This is a genomic window from Streptomyces sp. NPDC110618, assembly GCF_055657065.1.
Genome location: NZ_JBVKBN010000005.1, coordinates 370,382 through 384,886, shown reverse-complemented (window position 1 = coordinate 384,886; position 14,505 = coordinate 370,382). Strand labels below are relative to the sequence as shown.

Here is a 14,505-nt window from a genome sequence, read left to right as displayed (position 1 = left end):
TCCTCACTCGGCCACGCCCACCACCAGCCAGATGAACGCCGCCCCGGCGATCGTGCACAGGACGGTGGAGCGGGCGGGGTGTTCGTGGTGGGCCTCGGGGAGGATCTCCGCCGCGGCGAGGTAGAGCAGCGCGCCGCCGAAGAGGCCGAGGTAGCCGCCGAGTACGGCCTCGGGGATCGTCACGAACGTTGTACAGGCCGCGCCCACCACGGGGGCCAGCGCGTCGGCGAACAGCATGAGCTGGGCCCGGCGGCGGGCGTTCCCGTACAGGCTGGTGATCGTGTACGTGTTGAAGCCGTCCGCGAAGTCATGGGCGATGACAGCGAGCGCGACGGCCGCGCCCATGCCGCCGCCGACCTGGAAGGCGGCGCCGATGGCAACGCCGTCCATGGCGCTGTGGCCGACCATCGCGGCGGCGGCCGTGAGGCCCACCTCGGGGGTGCGGCCGTTGTGTTCCTCGCCGCCGTGCGCGGCCTGGCGGACGGCCAGCAGGCGTTCCACCAGGTGGGCCAGGAGGAACCCGGCCACGAACAGCAGCAGCGCGGCGGGCACGCCGTGGATCTCCTCCCCCGCCGCCCGAAGCGCCTCGGGCAGCAGGTCGAGGCCGACCACGCCGAGCATCAGTCCGCCGGCCAGGCCCAGCACGAGGTGGCGGCGGTCCGTCACGCGTTGCGCCGTCCAGCCGCCGGCCAGCGTCATCAGGAACGCGCCGAGCGCGACGAAGACCGCCATAGGGCTTTGCTATCGGATTCGGGCACTCGGGGGCGAATCCGACGCCCGCGCATCCACTGAAGTTGTTCGCACCCCCCTACGAAGCACCACCCGTACGAGAGGACCCTCCCCATGGCCGATGCCCCCACCGGCAAGGTGACCTTCGTCGGTGCCGGTCCCGGCGCCGCCGATCTGCTGACGTTCCGGGCCGCGCGTGCCATCGCCGAGGCCGATGTGGTGATCTGGGCGGCCAGCCTGGTGCAGGCGGAGGTCCTCCAGCACGCGCGGGAGGACGCCGAGATCCTGGACTCGGCGGCCATGTCCCTGGAGGACGTCGTGGCCGTGTACGAGCGGGCGCGGGTGGAGGGGCTGCGCGTGGCCCGTATTCACTCCGGTGACCCGGCCCTGTGGGGCGGTACGCAGGAGCAGCTCGACCGGTGTGCGGAGATCGGGATCGCGACCGAGGTGGTACCCGGGGTGTCGGCGTTCTCGGCGGTGGCGGCGCTCGCGCAGCGGGAGCTGACGATTCCCGAGGTCGCGCAGTCGGTGGTGCTGACCCGGCTGGGCGGGGGCAAGACGCCGATGCCGCCGGGTGAGGAGGTGCGGGAGTTCGCCCGGCACGGGACCACGATGGCGATCTTCCTGTCGGCGGCCCGGAGCGGGCAGCTGGTGCGGGAGCTGCTGGAGGGCGGCTATCCCACGGACACGCCGGTCGTGGTGGCGTATCAGGCGACCTGGCCGGAGGAGCTGATCGTGCGGTGCACGGTCGGCACGCTGGAGGAGACGGTCAAGGAGCACAAGCTCTGGAAGCACACACTGTTCCTGGTCGGTCCGGCGCTGTCCGCGCACGGGACCCGTTCGCACCTGTACCACCCCGGTCACTTCCACGGGTTCCGCAAGGCCGACCCCGAGGCCCGGCGGGCGCTGCGCGAGCGCGGGGCGAGCGGGGCGGGAACATGATCACGGTCGTCGGTACCGGGACGGGGGCGCCGCTCGACGCCGGGACGCTGGCCGGGGCGCGGCTCGTCGTGGGCGGGCGGCGGCACCTGGACGCGGCGCCGGTTCCGGCGGACGCCGAGCGGGTCGTGCTCGGTCCGCTCGCCCCGGCCCTGGACGTGATCGAGCGGCATCTGGACAAGGCGCACAGGGTGGTCGTGCTGGCCTCCGGTGACCCGGGGTTCTTCGGGATCGTGCGGGTGCTGGCGGAGCGGTTCGGGTCCGGTGCGCTGGACGTGCGGCCGGGGGTGTCCTCCGTGGCCGCCGCGTTCGCGCGGGCCGGGGTGCCGTGGGACGACGCGGTCGTGGTCAGCGCGCACGGGCGGGACCCTCGTACGGCCGTGAACGTGTGCCGGGCGCGGCCGAAGGTGGCGGTGCTGACCGGGCCGGGGGCCGGTCCGGCGGAACTGGGCGCGGCGCTGCGGGACTCGGGTCGGGTGCTGCTGGTCGCGTCCGCGCTCGGTACGGCCGAGGAGCGCGTGGAGCGGGTCACGCCCGCCGAGGCGGCGGACCGGGACTGGGGTGCGGCGGTGAGTGTGGTGCTGTGTCTGGACGAGGCGCGGCTGCTGGGGCCGGTGCGCACGGTCGCGGGGCCGCCGGCCGGGCCTGACGGATGGGCGCTGGCCGAGGCGGAGTTCGCGCACCGGGACTCGATGATCACCAAGTTCGAGGTGCGGGCGCTGGCGCTGGCCCGGCTCGGGCCCCGGCTCGGCGACCTGGTGTGGGACGTGGGCGCGGGCTCGGGCTCGGTGGCGGTGGAGTGCGCGCGGCTCGGCGCCGCCGTCGTCGCCGTGGAGAAGACCTTGGACGGTGTCGGGCGGATCCGCGCCAACGCCGCCGCGCACGGGGTCGACGTGCACACCGTGCACGGTGCCGCCCCCGCCGCGCTCGCCGAACTGGACGACCCGGACGCCGTGTTCGTCGGCGGTGGTGGTGCCGAGCTGCCGGAGATCGTGTCGGCGTGCGCGCGGCGCACCCGGCGGACGGTGGTCGTGGCGATGGCGGCGCTGGACCGGGTTCCGGCCGCGCGGGACGCGCTCGCCTGGGCCGGGTTCGACTGCGACGGCGTGCTGTTGCAGTCCTCGCGGCTCTCGCCGCTGCCGGGGGATGTGTCCCGGCTGGCGGCGACCAATCCCGTTTTCCTGCTCTGGGGTGTGCGAACTCCCCTTGTCGACGAAGGAGTTGCTCAGTGATCGGCCTGATTTCCGCCACCGCGGCGGGGGCGGCTGCCCGGGACCGGCTGGCCGCGGCCTGGCCGGAGCGGACGCGCGTGTACGAGGGTCCGGTGGCGGACGCCGTACGGGCCGCCTTCGCGGAGTGCGAGCAGCTCGTGTGCTTCCTGGCGACCGGGGCGGTGGTGCGCCTGGTGGCGCCGCTGCTCGGGGACAAGCGGACCGACCCGGGTGTGGTCTGCGTCGACGAGGGCGGGCGGTTCGCCGTGTCGCTGGTCGGCGGGCACGGTGGGGGCGCCAATGAGCTGGCCGGTGAGGTCGCCGAGGTGCTGGGGGCGCAGCCGGTGGTGACGACGGCGACGGACGCCGTCGGGCTGCCCGGTCTGGACACCCTCGGCCTCCCGGTGGAGGGCGATGTCGCCGCCGTGTCGCGGGCCCTGCTGGACGGCGAACAGGTGGCCCTGCGCGCCGAGTTGGCGTGGCCGCTGCCCGCGCTGCGGACCGGCGGGGAGGGCGCGTACACGCTGCGGGTGACCGACCGTGCCGTGGAGCCCGCCGAGCGGGAGGCCGTCCTGCGTCCGCCGTCGCTGGTGGTGGGGGTCGGCGCCTCGAAGGGGGCTCCGGTCGAGGAGATCCTGGAGCTGATCCACGCGTCGCTGGACGGGCTTTCCGTGCTCTCGGTGGCGTATCTGGCCACCGTGGACGCCAAGGCCGAGGAGCCCGGCATCGTCGCGGCGGCCGAACGGCTCGGGGTGCCGCTGGTGACGTATCCGGCCGAGGAGCTGGCCCGGATCGACGTGCCCAACCCCTCCGAGCACCCCCTCACCGCCGTCGGCACCCCGTCGGTCGCGGAGGCCTCGGCGCTGTACGGGGGCGGTGAACTCCTTGTCCCCAAGCGGAAGTCGGCGATGGCCACGTGTGCGGTCGTACGGCGTCCCGCGCGCGGTCGGCTCGCCGTGGTCGGCCTCGGTCCGGGCGCCCGCGATCTGCTCACCCCGCGTGCGAAGGCCGAACTGCGGCGCGCCTCGGTGCTGGTGGGCCTGGACCAGTACGTCGACCAGATCCGCGATCTGCTGCGCCCCGGCACCCGGGTGCTGGAGTCCGGGCTCGGAGCCGAGGAGGAGCGGGCCCGTACCGCGGTGGCCGAGGCCCGCGCGGGGCATGCCGTGGCGCTGATCGGCAGCGGGGACGCCGGGGTGTACGCGATGGCCTCGCCCGCGCTGGCGGAGGCGAGCGACGACATCGAGGTGGTCGGGGTGCCCGGGGTGACCGCGGCGCTCGCGGCCGGGGCGATCCTCGGGGCGCCGCTGGGCCACGACCACGTCTCCATCAGCCTGTCCGATCTGCACACGCCGTGGGAGGTCATCGAGCGGCGGGTGCGGGCGGCGGCCGAGTCGGACCTGGTGGTGACCTTCTACAACCCCCGTTCGCGGGGCCGGGACTGGCAGTTGCCGAAGGCGCTCGCCGTGCTGTCCGAGCACCGGGAGCCCTCGACGCCGGTCGGTGTCGTCCGCAACGCCTCCCGGCCGGACGAATCCAGCCGACTCACCACGCTCGGTGAACTCGACCCGGCGTGGGTGGACATGATGACCGTCGTGACCGTCGGCAACACCGCGACCCGCGCCATCGCCGGGCGCATGGTCACACCGCGCGGCTACCGCTGGCAGGCCTCGCAGGAGGAGGCGAAGTGAAACGAGTCGTCCACCCCATCGAAGAGGAGTCCTACCGGCGGCTGCGCGCCCGTCTGGACACCTCGCACTTCCCGCCGCTGACCCGCGCGGTCGTGGAGCGGGTCATCCACTCCGCCGCCGACCTGGACTACGCCGACGACCTCGTCATGGACGAGGGCAAGCTGGAGAAGGCGCACGCCGCGCTGCACGCCGGGGCGCCGGTCGTCGTGGACGTGGAGATGGTCGCGGCCGGGATCACCCGGCGCGAGACCGTCTGCCGACTGCGCGACGCGGTCGCCGGACCCGGGCTCACCCGCTCCGCGCACGCGATCCGGCTCGCCTACGAGCAGGTGGGGCCCGGCGCCCTGTGGGTGATCGGCAACGCGCCGACCGCGCTGGAGGAACTGCTGACCCTGGACGCCGAACCGGCCCTGGTGATCGGGCTGCCGGTCGGTTTCGTCGGCGCCGTCGAGTCCAAGGCCGCGCTGCGCGAGAGCGGGCTGCCCGCCGTGAGCAACGTGTCCGAGAAGGGCGGTTCGGCGGTCGCCTCGGCCGCCCTCAACGCCCTGCTGTACCACCCCACTTCCCTTGAGGAGACATCGTGACCACCCCGCCCGCGCTGCTCATCGCCGGCCATGGCACCCGGGACGACGCCGGAGCCGAGGCGTTCCGCGACTTCGTCCGGGAACTGGGCCGCCGCCACCCCGACCTGCCGGTGGCGGGCGGTTTCATCGAGCTGTCCCCGCCGCCGCTCGGCGACGCGGTCACCGAGCTGGTTCAGCGGGGGGTGCGCCGGTTCGCGGCGGTGCCGCTGATGCTGGTCTCCGCCGGGCACGCCAAGGGCGACATTCCGGCGGCGCTGGCCCGCGAGAAGGAGCGCCACCCCGGTATCTCGTACACCTACGGCCGCCCGCTGGGCCCGCACCCGTCGCTGCTGAACGTGCTGGAGCGGCGGCTTGAGGCGGTGCTCGGCGACTGGGACCGCGCCGACGTGACCGTGCTGCTGGTGGGGCGCGGGTCGACGGACCCGGACGCCAACGCCGAGGTGCACAAGGCGGCCCGGCTGCTGTGGGAGGGGCGCGGGTACGCGGGTGTGGAGACGGCGTTCGTGTCGCTGGCCGCGCCGGACGTGCCGAGCGGCCTGGACCGGTGCGCGAAGCTGGGCGCGCGGAAGGTCGTGGTGCTGCCGTACTTCCTGTTCACGGGGATCCTGCCGGACCGGGTCAAGGCGCAGACCGAGGAGTGGGCGTCCGCGCATCCGGAGGTCGAGGTCGCCTCGGCCGAGGTGATCGGTCCGGAGCCGGAGCTGCTGGATCTGGTGATGGAGCGGTACGAGGAGGCCGTCAAGGGCGATCTGCGGATGAACTGCGACTCGTGCGTGTACCGGATCGCGCTGCCCGGGTTCGAGGACAAGGTGGGGCTGCCGCAGCAGCCGCACTTCCACCCGGACGACGACGGCCACCATCACCACCACGGCCACCACCACGGGGCGCATGGGGCGCACTCGCATGCGCACTGAGGGGCATGATCTGCGGCACCACGGGGACGCGGAGGTCCGTGACGACGGTTCGGCGCTGGTGGATCTGGCCGTGAACGTCCGCGCGGACACCCCGCCGCCGTGGCTGCGGGAGCGGATCGCGGCCTCGCTCGGCTCGCTGGCCGTCTACCCGGACGGGCGGGCGGCGCGGGCGGCGGTGGCGGCGCGGCACGGGCTGCCGGTGGAGCGGGTGCTGCTCACGGCGGGCGCGGCGGAGGCGTTCGTGCTGCTGGCGCGGGCGCTGAAGGTGCGTCAACCGGTGGTCGTGCACCCGCAGTTCACGGAGCCGGAGGCGGCGCTGCGGGACGCGGGACACACCGTGGACCGGGTGCTGCTGCGGGAGGAGGACGGCTTCCGGCTCGATCCGGCGGCGGTGCCGGAGGAGGCGGACCTGGTGGTCGTCGGAAACCCGACGAACCCGACCTCGGTCCTGCACCCGGCCGCTTCCCTTGTCCGACTCGCGCGTCCCGGGCGGACGTTGGTGGTGGACGAGGCGTTCATGGACGCGGTGCCGGGTGAGCGGGAGGCCCTCGCGGGGCGTACGGATGTGCCCGGCCTGGTCGTTCTGCGCAGCCTCACCAAGACGTGGGGGCTCGCGGGACTGCGCATCGGGTACGTCCTGGCCGACCCGGAGACCGTCGCGGAACTGGAGCGGGCCCAGCCGCTGTGGCCGGTGTCCACGCCGGCGCTGGCCGCGGCCGAGGCGTGCGTGGAACCGCGGGCGCTGGCCGAGGCCGGGCACGCGGCCCACCGCATCGCCGCCGACCGGGCCCATCTCGTCGCCGGGCTCCGGGAGTTCGCGTCACGCGGGGTGCGGGTGACGGAACCTGCGGAGGGCCCCTTCGTCCTCGTACGCCTGCCGGAGGCTGCCGCGGTACGGCGGCGGCTGCGCGAGCTGGGCTTCGCCGTGCGGCGCGGGGACACCTTCCCCGGCCTCGACGAACGGTGGCTGCGGCTGGCGGTGCGGGACCGGGGGACAGCGGACGCGTTCCTCGGGGCACTGGAACGGGCGCTGACCGGCTGATCCGGTCGGCGGTGGTGGAGTCACCGCCGACCGGAGGGCGCCGGTCAGCTCTTGCCGCGGCGGGCCATGGCCACCGCTCCCCCGCCCGCCGCGAGCAGCACGGCCGCGCCGCCCGCGAGGTACGGGGTCAGGGAGCTGCCGCCGGTCTCGGCGAGGCCCGCCTCCTGGACGGGTTCGCTGCTGCCCTGGGGTTCGACGGCGGGGGCCGGCTCGGCCTCCGTGACCACCTCGGGCGGGGCCTCGCAGGTCGCCTTCGCCAGCGTGACGGTGCCGGTGACCTCGGCCACGTTCAGCTTCAACGGGTTGACCGAGACGGTCAGTTCGAGCGCGGTGGCGGCGGCCGTACGGCTTGTGGTCTCCGTCTTGGACAGGTCCAGGCGGACCTCGCCGACGCCGGGCACCTTGACGTCGGTCGGGCCGCCGGCCGTGACGGTGACCTTCTTGCCGAGGACCGTCACCGGGCCGACCAGGTCGGAGTTGGCGGTCGGGGCCTTGCCCGCCTCGCAGGTCGCCTTGGAGGTGACCGCCTGCAGTTCGATCAGGGACAGCAGGGGCAGGCCCGGGACGTGGACCTTGGCGTGCGTCAGGTTGGTGCTGCCCTCGGCCTTGGTGTCGGTCACCGTCGCCTTCGCCGAGGCGACCTCGGCGCCCAGCACGGTGAACGGCTTGCCGCCGTCCACGCCGTCCAACTGGGCCGTCAGCGCGGTCTTCTCGGCGCTCTGCGGTGCCTGGACCTCGTTGAGGGAGACCGCGAGCGGCGCGTTCACGGTCTTGTTGAGCAGGGAGACGTCGAGCCCGGTGCGCAGCACCACCGCGCTCGCGCGGCCCTGCTCGCCGGTCGCGTGCGCGGTGCCCGCTCCGGCCAGTGCTGCTGGTCCGGCGGCGAGGGCCGTGGCCGCCGCGACGGTCGCGAAACGGCGTGCGGGCAGGCGGAAGTTGTTGCCGTTCAAGGTGGGGACCCCCAGAGAGAGTGCTCGGGACCCCGTAAGAATGTCGCGCGAACAGGGGGCCGTCAGCGAACTGACGAGGGTTCACTCCAACGTGACTCTTCCGTGCAGGTCTTCGAATCCCTGGGCACGCACGTTCTCCACAGCCACCCGGTCAACTCATGACACGGCCGTTCAGTACGACCCTGCGCGGCGCCGCCAGTACACGTACGTCGGCCCTCGGGTCCGTCTCGTAGACCACCAGGTCCGCCGGCGCGCCCTCGTCGAGTCCGGGGCGCCCGAGCCAGCGCCGTGCGCCCCATGTGGTGGCCGAGAGCGCCTGATCGGCCGGGAGTCCGGCGGTGACGAGTTCCTCGACCTCGGCGGCGACCAGACCGTGCGGGAGGGTGCCGCCCGCGTCGGTGCCGACGAAGACGGGGATGCCGGCGTCGTAGGCGTTGCGGACGGTGTCGTAGCGGCGTTCGTACAGCCGGCGCATGTGCGCCGACCAGCGCGGGAACTTCTCCTCGCCGCCCTTGGCGAGCTTGGGGAAGGTGGCGATGTTGACCAGGGTGGGCACGATGGCGACGCCGCGTTCGGCGAAGAGCGGGACGAGGTCGTCGGTGAGGCCGGTGGCGTGCTCGATGCAGTCGATGCCCGCCTCCACCAGGTCGCGGAGGGAGTTCTCGGCGAAGCAGTGCGCGGTGACGCGGGCGCCCAGGCGGTGCGCTTCGGCGATGGCGGCCTCGACCTCGGCGCGCGGCCAGCTCGGGGCGAGATCGCCTAGGTCGCGGTCGATCCAGTCGCCGACCAGCTTCACCCAGCCGTCGCCGCGGCGGGCCTCCTGGGCGACGTAGGTGACGAGGTCGGCCGGCTCGATCTCGTGGGCGTAGCCGCGGATGTAGCGGCGGGTGCGGGCGATGTGGCGGCCCGCGCGGATGATCTTCGGCAGGTCGTCGCGGTCGTCGGCCCAGCGGGTGTCGGAGGGCGAGCCCGCGTCACGGATCAGCAGGGTGCCGGCCTCGCGGTCGGTGAGGGCCTGCTTCTCGGCCGTGTCCCGGTCGACGGGGCCGTGGGCGCCGAGCCCGACGTGGCAGTGCGCGTCGACCAGGCCGGGCAGGGCCCAGCCCTCGACGGTACGGACGTCCTGGGCGGCCGTGGGCCGGTCGTAGGTGATCCGGCCGCCGACGACCCACAGCTCGTCCCGGACGTCGTCGGGCCCGACCAGGACCCTGCCCTTCACGTGCAGCACCGCGCGATCGCTCATGCACGGCACCTTAGCCAGCCGTCAGTCGGACTTCCCCACCTGGTCGCCGGTCCCCTCCTCCACCTCGGCCATCGCGGGGTCGAGGAGGCGGGAGAGGAAGTGGCGGGTGCGCTCGTGGCCGGGGCTGCCGATGACCTGTTCGGGGCTGCCGTCCTCGACGATGACGCCGCCGTCCATGAAGACGACCCGGTCGGCGACCTCGCGGGCGAAGGTCATCTCGTGGGTGACGACCATCATCGTCATGCCCTCGTCGGCCAGCATGCGCATGACCGCGAGGACGTCGCCGACCAGCTCGGGGTCGAGCGCGGAGGTCGGCTCGTCGAAGAGCATCACCTCGGGGCCCATGGCGAGGGCGCGGGCGATGGCGACGCGCTGCTGCTGACCGCCGGACAGGGAGGCGGGGTAGGCGGCGGCCTTCTCGGCGAGGCCGACCCGCTCCAGGTTCTCGGCGGCCACCTTCGCCGCCTCGGCCTTGCCCCGCTTGAGGACCCGGCGCTGCGGCAGGGTGAGGTTCTCGGTCACCGTCAGGTGCGGGAAGAGGTTGAACTGCTGGAACACCATGCCGATGCGGCGGCGCACGGCGTCGATGTCGACGTCCGGGTCGGTCAGTTCCGTACCGCCGACGAAGACCTGGCCCCGGGTGGGCTCCTCCAGCAGGTTCACACAGCGCAGCAGGGTCGACTTGCCGGAGCCGGAGGGGCCGATGACACAGACCACCTCGCCCTGCCGGATCTCCAGGTCGATGCCCTTGAGGACCTCGTTGGCGCCGAAGGACTTGTGCAGGTCCTTGACGCGGATCTCGGGTCGGGTCGTCACTTCACGGCCTCCTGGGCCTTGGCCTCCATACGGCGCACGACGAAGCCGAGCGGGATCGTGACCAGCAGGTAGCACAGGCCGGCGACGAGGATCGGCGTGGAGTTGGCGGTGGTGCTGGCCAGGTCACGGCCGTACTTGGACAGTTCGCGCTCCTCCAGGGTGACACCGAGGAAGAGGACCAGCGAGGAGTCCTTGAAGAGCAGGACGAGTTCGTTGGTCAGCGGCGGGAGGATGATCCGGAACGCCTGCGGGATGATGATCGACACCATCGCGCGGGCGGGCGAGAAGCCCAGCGAGCGCGCCGCCTCCAGCTGTCCCTTGGGTACGGCCTGGATGCCCGCGCGGATGGTCTCGGCCATGTACGCGGCGGCGACCAGGCCGAGCGCGAGGGCGACCTTTCCGTAGGTTCCGCCGGGGATCTCCGTGCCGGGGAAGGCGAGCGGGATGGCCACGCCGATGAAGATGAAGATCAGCAGGGCGGGCAGACCGCGGAAGATCTCGATGTAGATCCCGGCGAACCAGCGGTACGGGCCCACGGAGGACAGCCGCATCAGCGCGATCACCATGCCGAGGACCAGCCCGAAGACAAAGCCGGACACGGTGTACAGCACGGTGTTCTTCAGCGCGAGCGTGATGATGTCCGGGAACATCTGCTCGGCGATGTCCGCCTGGGCGAACTGGTTCTGGAGGCGGTCCCAGTCGGCCGTGACCGCGAGCGCGATCAGGGCCGCGACGAAGACCGTGTACTGGATGCCGCGGGACAGCCGGCGCTTCTGGCGCCGGGTCAGTCCCTTCTTCTTCGGCTGGATCGGTACGTCGGTGTCGGCCATGGGGTCAGGATGCCGACGCGGACGGCGAGGCGGCGGACTCGTCGTACGGGCCGATCCACTTCTCGTAGATCTCCTTGTAGGTGCCGTCGGCCTTGGCGCCGGCGATCGCCTTGTTGATGGCGGCGAGGAGCTTGGCGTTGCCCTTCTTCACCGTGAAGCCGTACTGCTCACCGGTGTTGATCTGCTCGGCGACCACGAAGGCGTCGGCGTTGGCCTTGTCCTTCAGCCAGCCCTGGACGACCGGGTAGTCGATGACGACGGCGTCGACCTGGCCGGTGCGCAGTCCGTTGAGGACGGCGTCGGATGACTCGAAGGAGACGGGGTCGAGGCCCTGGCTCTTGGCGTAGTCCTCACCGGTGGTCTGCGCCTGGGCGCCGACCTTCTTGCCCTTCAGGTCGGCGAAGGACGTGATCCCGGCGTCCTTGTCGGCCAGCACGGCCTGCGTGGCCTCGAAGTACGGGTCGGAGAAGTCGACGTTCTTCTTCCGCTCCTCGGTGATGGTCATACCGGCGGCGGCGAGGTCGCACTCACCGGAGTTGAGGAACGCGCCCGTCTTGAAGTTCTCGAAGGGGGTGTCGAGGATGGCCTGCTTGACGCCCAGGTCCTCGGCGACGAGGTCGATGAGGGAGACGTCGAAGCCCTGCACCTTGCCGTCGATCTCCGACTGGAAGGGCGGGTAGGGCAGGTGCGTGCAGGTGGTGAGCTGCCCCGCCTTGACGAGTTCGACGCCACCGGCGGCGGTCTTGGAGCCGCTGCCCCCGTCGTCGTCCGAGGAACAGCCGACCACGAACACCAGCCCGGCCGTCGCGGTGGTTGCGGCCAGAATGCGGGTCCGGCGCCCGAGGGTCGTCTTCACGGAGGAGCCTCCTGTGGGGGAACTGTGCGTTCCGATTATAAGGAGAAGTTTGAGTCTCTCAAATCAAACCGATGGTTAGGGAGGCGTTTGGCCTAAGAACTCGCAACCGGAGGGGCCGGCGAGCGGCAGTCGTAGGGGGCGCGGGCGGGCATTACGCTCGACGACGTCGTCGATCGCAGGCCGAGCAGAGAGAGCACCGCCGTGACCCACCCCTTCCTGGACCTCGCCCCCCTGAGCGCGGAGCGGTTCGCGTCGATCGAGGAGCGGGTGGCCCGGCTGCTGGACACACGACAGGACGTCGTGATCATGCAGGGCGAGGCACTCCTGCCCCTGGAGGGCGCGATCCGCGGCACGGCGGCCCCCGGCACGACAGCCCTGAACGTGATCACCGGCCCCTACGGCCAGACCTTCGGCGACTGGCTGCGGGACTGCGGCGCCGAGGTGATCGACCTGGCGGTGCCCTTCCACACGGCGGTCACGGCCGCCCAGATCGCCGACGCCTTCGCCGAGCACCCGGAGATCGACTTCGTCTCCCTGGTCCACGCGGAGGCGGCGACGGGCAACACCAACCCGGTGGCGGAGATCGGCGAGGTGGTACGGCGGCACGGGGCGCTGTTCTACCTGGACGCGGTGGCCTCGATCGGCGCGGAGCCTGTGCTGCCGGACGCGTGGGGCGTGGACCTGTGCGTGATCGGCGCCCAGAAGGCGATGGGCGGCCCAGCCGGGGTGTCGGCGGTATCGGTGAGCGAACGGGCGTGGGCCCGTATGACCGCCAACCCGAGGGCACCGCGCCGCTCCTACCTCTCCCTCCTGGACTGGAAGGAACGCTGGATCGACAGCGGCCGCCGCGCCCTGCTGCACGCTCCGGCACAGCTGGAGATGCTCGCCCTGGAGGCCTGCCTGGCCCGCATCGAGGAGGAGGGCCTGGAGTCGCTGATGACCCGCCACGCCTCGGCCGCGGCGGCGACGCGGGCGGGAGCGGTCGCCCTGGGCGGCGGTCTGGAGCCGTACGTGTACGAGGCGACGGAGGCAGCCCCGGTCGCGACGACCCTGCGCACCCCGTCCGGCGTCGACGCCTCGGCGGTGGTGGCCAAGGCCCTGAGCCTGAACCCCGAGTTGCCGCTCGCGGCGGGCGGAGGCGCCCTGTCCGGCGAGATGATCCGCGTGAACCACTACGGCCCGGCCGCCCGCCTGGACGTGGTGGAGTCCTGCCTGGCCGCCCTTGGCGCGGCTCTTGGGGAGTTCGGGGTGCGGGTTGACTTGGAGGGGGCTCGGCGGGCGGTGCGGGGGCGGTAGCGGGCGGATGTGTCCGGTGTTGGCGTACCGGAGCGCTGCCGTATCGGCCATGGTGGGACCATGACCACTGACGAACGCACCCCCGCCACCCTCCCCGACGGACGTGTCGTGCCTCCTCGTCTCGGGGACGAACGGGCCATGCTCGAAGGGTGGTTGGACTTTCATCGGGGCACCCTTGAGGTCAAGTGCGCCGGGTTGGATGACGCGCAGGTTCGGGAAGCCTCCGCGGAGCCGTCCGCGCTGACGCTGCTGGGCTTGTGCAGCACATGGCCGAGGTGGAACGGAACTGGTTCCGGCGGGCGTTCGGGGACGTCGGGGCGGAGACCGTATTCGGGGACGAGACCGGGTATGCGCTGAGCGAGGAGCGGGGGCTGGAGGAGGCGCTCGCCGTGTGGCGGCGGGAGATCGAGTTGGGGCGGGCCGTGTGCGGTGGGCGGGGGCTCGACGAGGTCGGGCGCATCCCCGGGGGCGGGCCCTTCGGTGGGGCCGAGGTCAGTCTGCGGTGGGTGTATCTGCACATGATCGAGGAGTACGCCCGCCATGCCGGGCACGCCGACATCCTGCGCGAGCGCATCGACGGCACGACCGGTACCTGAATTTACGCTCCGCGATAATTCTTGAATTCTTTATCAGAGCAGCTTCCTGTTCTCTTCTTCCCGGTTTCCGCGAGCGTAAACGCACAGATTTTGTGCGCGCCGAAGCGGGCCTAATTCGGGCACGATTCGGCGAGATTACATGACTGTGACGCGTTCAACATCACGTCCGGTTCGCACCAATCGCACGGTGCATATCGGGACAGTACGACCCTCGCGCGGATAACACATCCGCCCTGCTCGCGTAACCCCTCCCCGCCATGCAATTTTGAATTCTGCTCGGTAAGTTCAATTCGCATGACTGCCGCACAAGCAGACCTGCAAATCGACCGGCCGACGGTGACCGACGGCGCCGCGCTGTGGCGTATCGCCAAGGACTCCAGGACGCTCGATCTGAACTCGTCCTACAGCTATCTGCTGTGGTGCCGGGACTTCGCCGGCACCTCGGCGGTCGCCCGCGACGAGGACGGGCGGCCGGTCGGCTTCGTCACCGGATACATCCGGCCCGCCCGGCCCCGGACCCTGCTGGTCTGGCAGGTCGCGGTGGACGACGCCCATCGCGGCCGCGGCATCGCCGCCGCGCTGCTCGACGGGCTCGTCGCACGGGTCGGCAGCGCGTACGGCGTCACCGGCGTGGAGACCACCATCACGCCCGGAAACACCGCCTCCGAGCGGCTGTTCACCTCCTTCGCCGAGCGGCACGGCGCCGCTCTGGAGCGCGAGGTGCTGTTCGAGGCGGGCCTGTTCCCCGACGGGCCGCACGACCCCGAGGTCCTCTACCGCATCGGTCCCCTCCCCCACTGACCTCCCC

Annotated in this window: 14 protein-coding genes and 1 pseudogene; 9 read left to right on the top strand and 6 right to left on the bottom strand. The window is 72.4% G+C overall.

Annotated elements, in window-relative coordinates; genetic code table 11:
* Window positions 1-3: 3 nt before the first annotated feature.
* Window positions 4-732, bottom strand: a complete 729-nt coding sequence (locus ACZ7L7_RS12875; protein WP_471428381.1) for a ZIP family metal transporter — start codon at window positions 730-732, stop codon at window positions 4-6.
* A 111-nt stretch (window positions 733-843) separates the two neighbouring features.
* On the opposite strand from ACZ7L7_RS12875, the gene cobM reads away from it, so the two are divergent.
* The 6 genes from cobM to cobC are packed head-to-tail and all read left to right on the top strand — an operon-like array spanning window position 844 to window position 7,110.
* The gene (gene cobM, locus ACZ7L7_RS12870) at window positions 844-1,671 is read left to right on the top strand and encodes a precorrin-4 C(11)-methyltransferase (protein ID WP_471428379.1); all 828 of its coding nucleotides are present in this window, start codon (window positions 844-846) and stop codon (window positions 1,669-1,671) included.
* The gene (gene cbiE / locus ACZ7L7_RS12865) at window positions 1,668-2,900 is read left to right on the top strand and encodes a precorrin-6y C5,15-methyltransferase (decarboxylating) subunit CbiE (RefSeq protein ID WP_471428377.1); all 1,233 of its coding nucleotides are present in this window, start codon (window positions 1,668-1,670) and stop codon (window positions 2,898-2,900) included. Before cobM ends, cbiE begins: the two co-directional genes overlap by 4 nt.
* Window positions 2,897-4,570: a precorrin-3B C(17)-methyltransferase gene (cobJ, locus tag ACZ7L7_RS12860; RefSeq protein WP_285515476.1), complete on the top strand. Its 1,674-nt coding sequence runs from the start codon at window positions 2,897-2,899 to the stop codon at window positions 4,568-4,570. Before cbiE ends, cobJ begins: the two co-directional genes overlap by 4 nt.
* Entirely contained in the window at window positions 4,567-5,154 is a 588-nt protein-coding gene (locus tag ACZ7L7_RS12855) for a precorrin-8X methylmutase (RefSeq protein WP_453601133.1), read from the top strand. Before cobJ ends, ACZ7L7_RS12855 begins: the two co-directional genes overlap by 4 nt.
* A complete protein-coding gene (locus tag ACZ7L7_RS12850; RefSeq protein ID WP_285515541.1) occupies window positions 5,148-6,068 on the top strand; it encodes a sirohydrochlorin chelatase in 921 nt (306 codons plus the stop codon). Before ACZ7L7_RS12855 ends, ACZ7L7_RS12850 begins: the two co-directional genes overlap by 7 nt.
* Window positions 6,058-7,110 carry an Rv2231c family pyridoxal phosphate-dependent protein CobC gene (gene cobC, locus ACZ7L7_RS12845; protein WP_285515474.1) on the top strand — a complete coding sequence of 351 codons (1,053 nt, stop codon included), beginning with the start codon at window positions 6,058-6,060 and terminating at the stop codon, window positions 7,108-7,110. Before ACZ7L7_RS12850 ends, cobC begins: the two co-directional genes overlap by 11 nt.
* A gap of 44 nt (window positions 7,111-7,154) precedes the next feature.
* On the opposite strand, the gene ACZ7L7_RS12840 is transcribed toward cobC, so the two are convergent.
* From ACZ7L7_RS12840 to ACZ7L7_RS12820, 5 genes are all read right to left on the bottom strand, one after another.
* Window positions 7,155-8,060 carry an SCO1860 family LAETG-anchored protein gene (locus ACZ7L7_RS12840; protein WP_285515473.1) on the bottom strand — a complete coding sequence of 302 codons (906 nt, stop codon included), beginning with the start codon at window positions 8,058-8,060 and terminating at the stop codon, window positions 7,155-7,157.
* Between the two features lie 151 nt (window positions 8,061-8,211).
* Entirely contained in the window at window positions 8,212-9,303 is a 1,092-nt protein-coding gene (locus ACZ7L7_RS12835; RefSeq protein ID WP_285515472.1) for an amidohydrolase family protein, read from the bottom strand.
* Window positions 9,304-9,324: 21 nt separating this feature from the next.
* A complete protein-coding gene (locus ACZ7L7_RS12830) occupies window positions 9,325-10,119 on the bottom strand; it encodes an amino acid ABC transporter ATP-binding protein (RefSeq protein WP_285515471.1) in 795 nt (264 codons plus the stop codon).
* Window positions 10,116-10,949 (bottom strand): amino acid ABC transporter permease, encoded by an 834-nt coding sequence (locus tag ACZ7L7_RS12825; protein ID WP_285515470.1) that lies wholly within the window; start codon window positions 10,947-10,949, stop codon window positions 10,116-10,118. The genes ACZ7L7_RS12830 and ACZ7L7_RS12825 overlap by 4 nt, the downstream gene beginning before the upstream one ends.
* A 4-nt stretch (window positions 10,950-10,953) precedes the next feature.
* Window positions 10,954-11,805, bottom strand: a complete 852-nt coding sequence (locus ACZ7L7_RS12820; RefSeq protein WP_471428373.1) for a transporter substrate-binding domain-containing protein — start codon at window positions 11,803-11,805, stop codon at window positions 10,954-10,956.
* Window positions 11,806-12,006: 201 nt separating this feature from the next.
* Here ACZ7L7_RS12820 and ACZ7L7_RS12815 point away from each other — a divergent pair, with 201 nt between their 5' ends.
* The 3 genes and pseudogenes from ACZ7L7_RS12815 to ectA all read left to right on the top strand — a co-directional run bounded on the left by ACZ7L7_RS12815 (window position 12,007) and on the right by ectA (window position 14,498).
* Window positions 12,007-13,101: a pyridoxal-phosphate-dependent aminotransferase family protein gene (locus tag ACZ7L7_RS12815; RefSeq protein ID WP_285515468.1), complete on the top strand. Its 1,095-nt coding sequence runs from the start codon at window positions 12,007-12,009 to the stop codon at window positions 13,099-13,101.
* A 60-nt stretch (window positions 13,102-13,161) separates the two neighbouring features.
* Window positions 13,162-13,697 (top strand): annotated as a pseudogene (locus tag ACZ7L7_RS12810) (DinB family protein).
* A 294-nt stretch (window positions 13,698-13,991) separates the two neighbouring features.
* Window positions 13,992-14,498 (top strand): diaminobutyrate acetyltransferase, encoded by a 507-nt coding sequence (ectA, locus tag ACZ7L7_RS12805; RefSeq protein ID WP_285515466.1) that lies wholly within the window; start codon window positions 13,992-13,994, stop codon window positions 14,496-14,498.
* Window positions 14,499-14,505: the final 7 nt, after the last annotated feature.

Excerpts from the sequence above, each read along its gene's own strand:
- ACZ7L7_RS12875 (WP_471428381.1), bottom strand. The coding sequence starts at position 732 with ATGGCGGTCTTCGTCGCGCTCGGCGCGTTCCTGATGACGCTGGCCGGC.
- ectA (WP_285515466.1), top strand. The coding sequence starts at position 13,992 with ATGACTGCCGCACAAGCAGACCTGCAAATCGACCGGCCGACGGTGACC.
- cobM (WP_471428379.1), top strand. The coding sequence starts at position 844 with ATGGCCGATGCCCCCACCGGCAAGGTGACCTTCGTCGGTGCCGGTCCC.
- ACZ7L7_RS12825 (WP_285515470.1), bottom strand. The coding sequence starts at position 10,949 with ATGGCCGACACCGACGTACCGATCCAGCCGAAGAAGAAGGGACTGACC.
- ACZ7L7_RS12835 (WP_285515472.1), bottom strand. The coding sequence starts at position 9,303 with ATGAGCGATCGCGCGGTGCTGCACGTGAAGGGCAGGGTCCTGGTCGGG.
- cobC (WP_285515474.1), top strand. The coding sequence starts at position 6,058 with ATGCGCACTGAGGGGCATGATCTGCGGCACCACGGGGACGCGGAGGTC.
- cbiE (WP_471428377.1), top strand. The coding sequence starts at position 1,668 with ATGATCACGGTCGTCGGTACCGGGACGGGGGCGCCGCTCGACGCCGGG.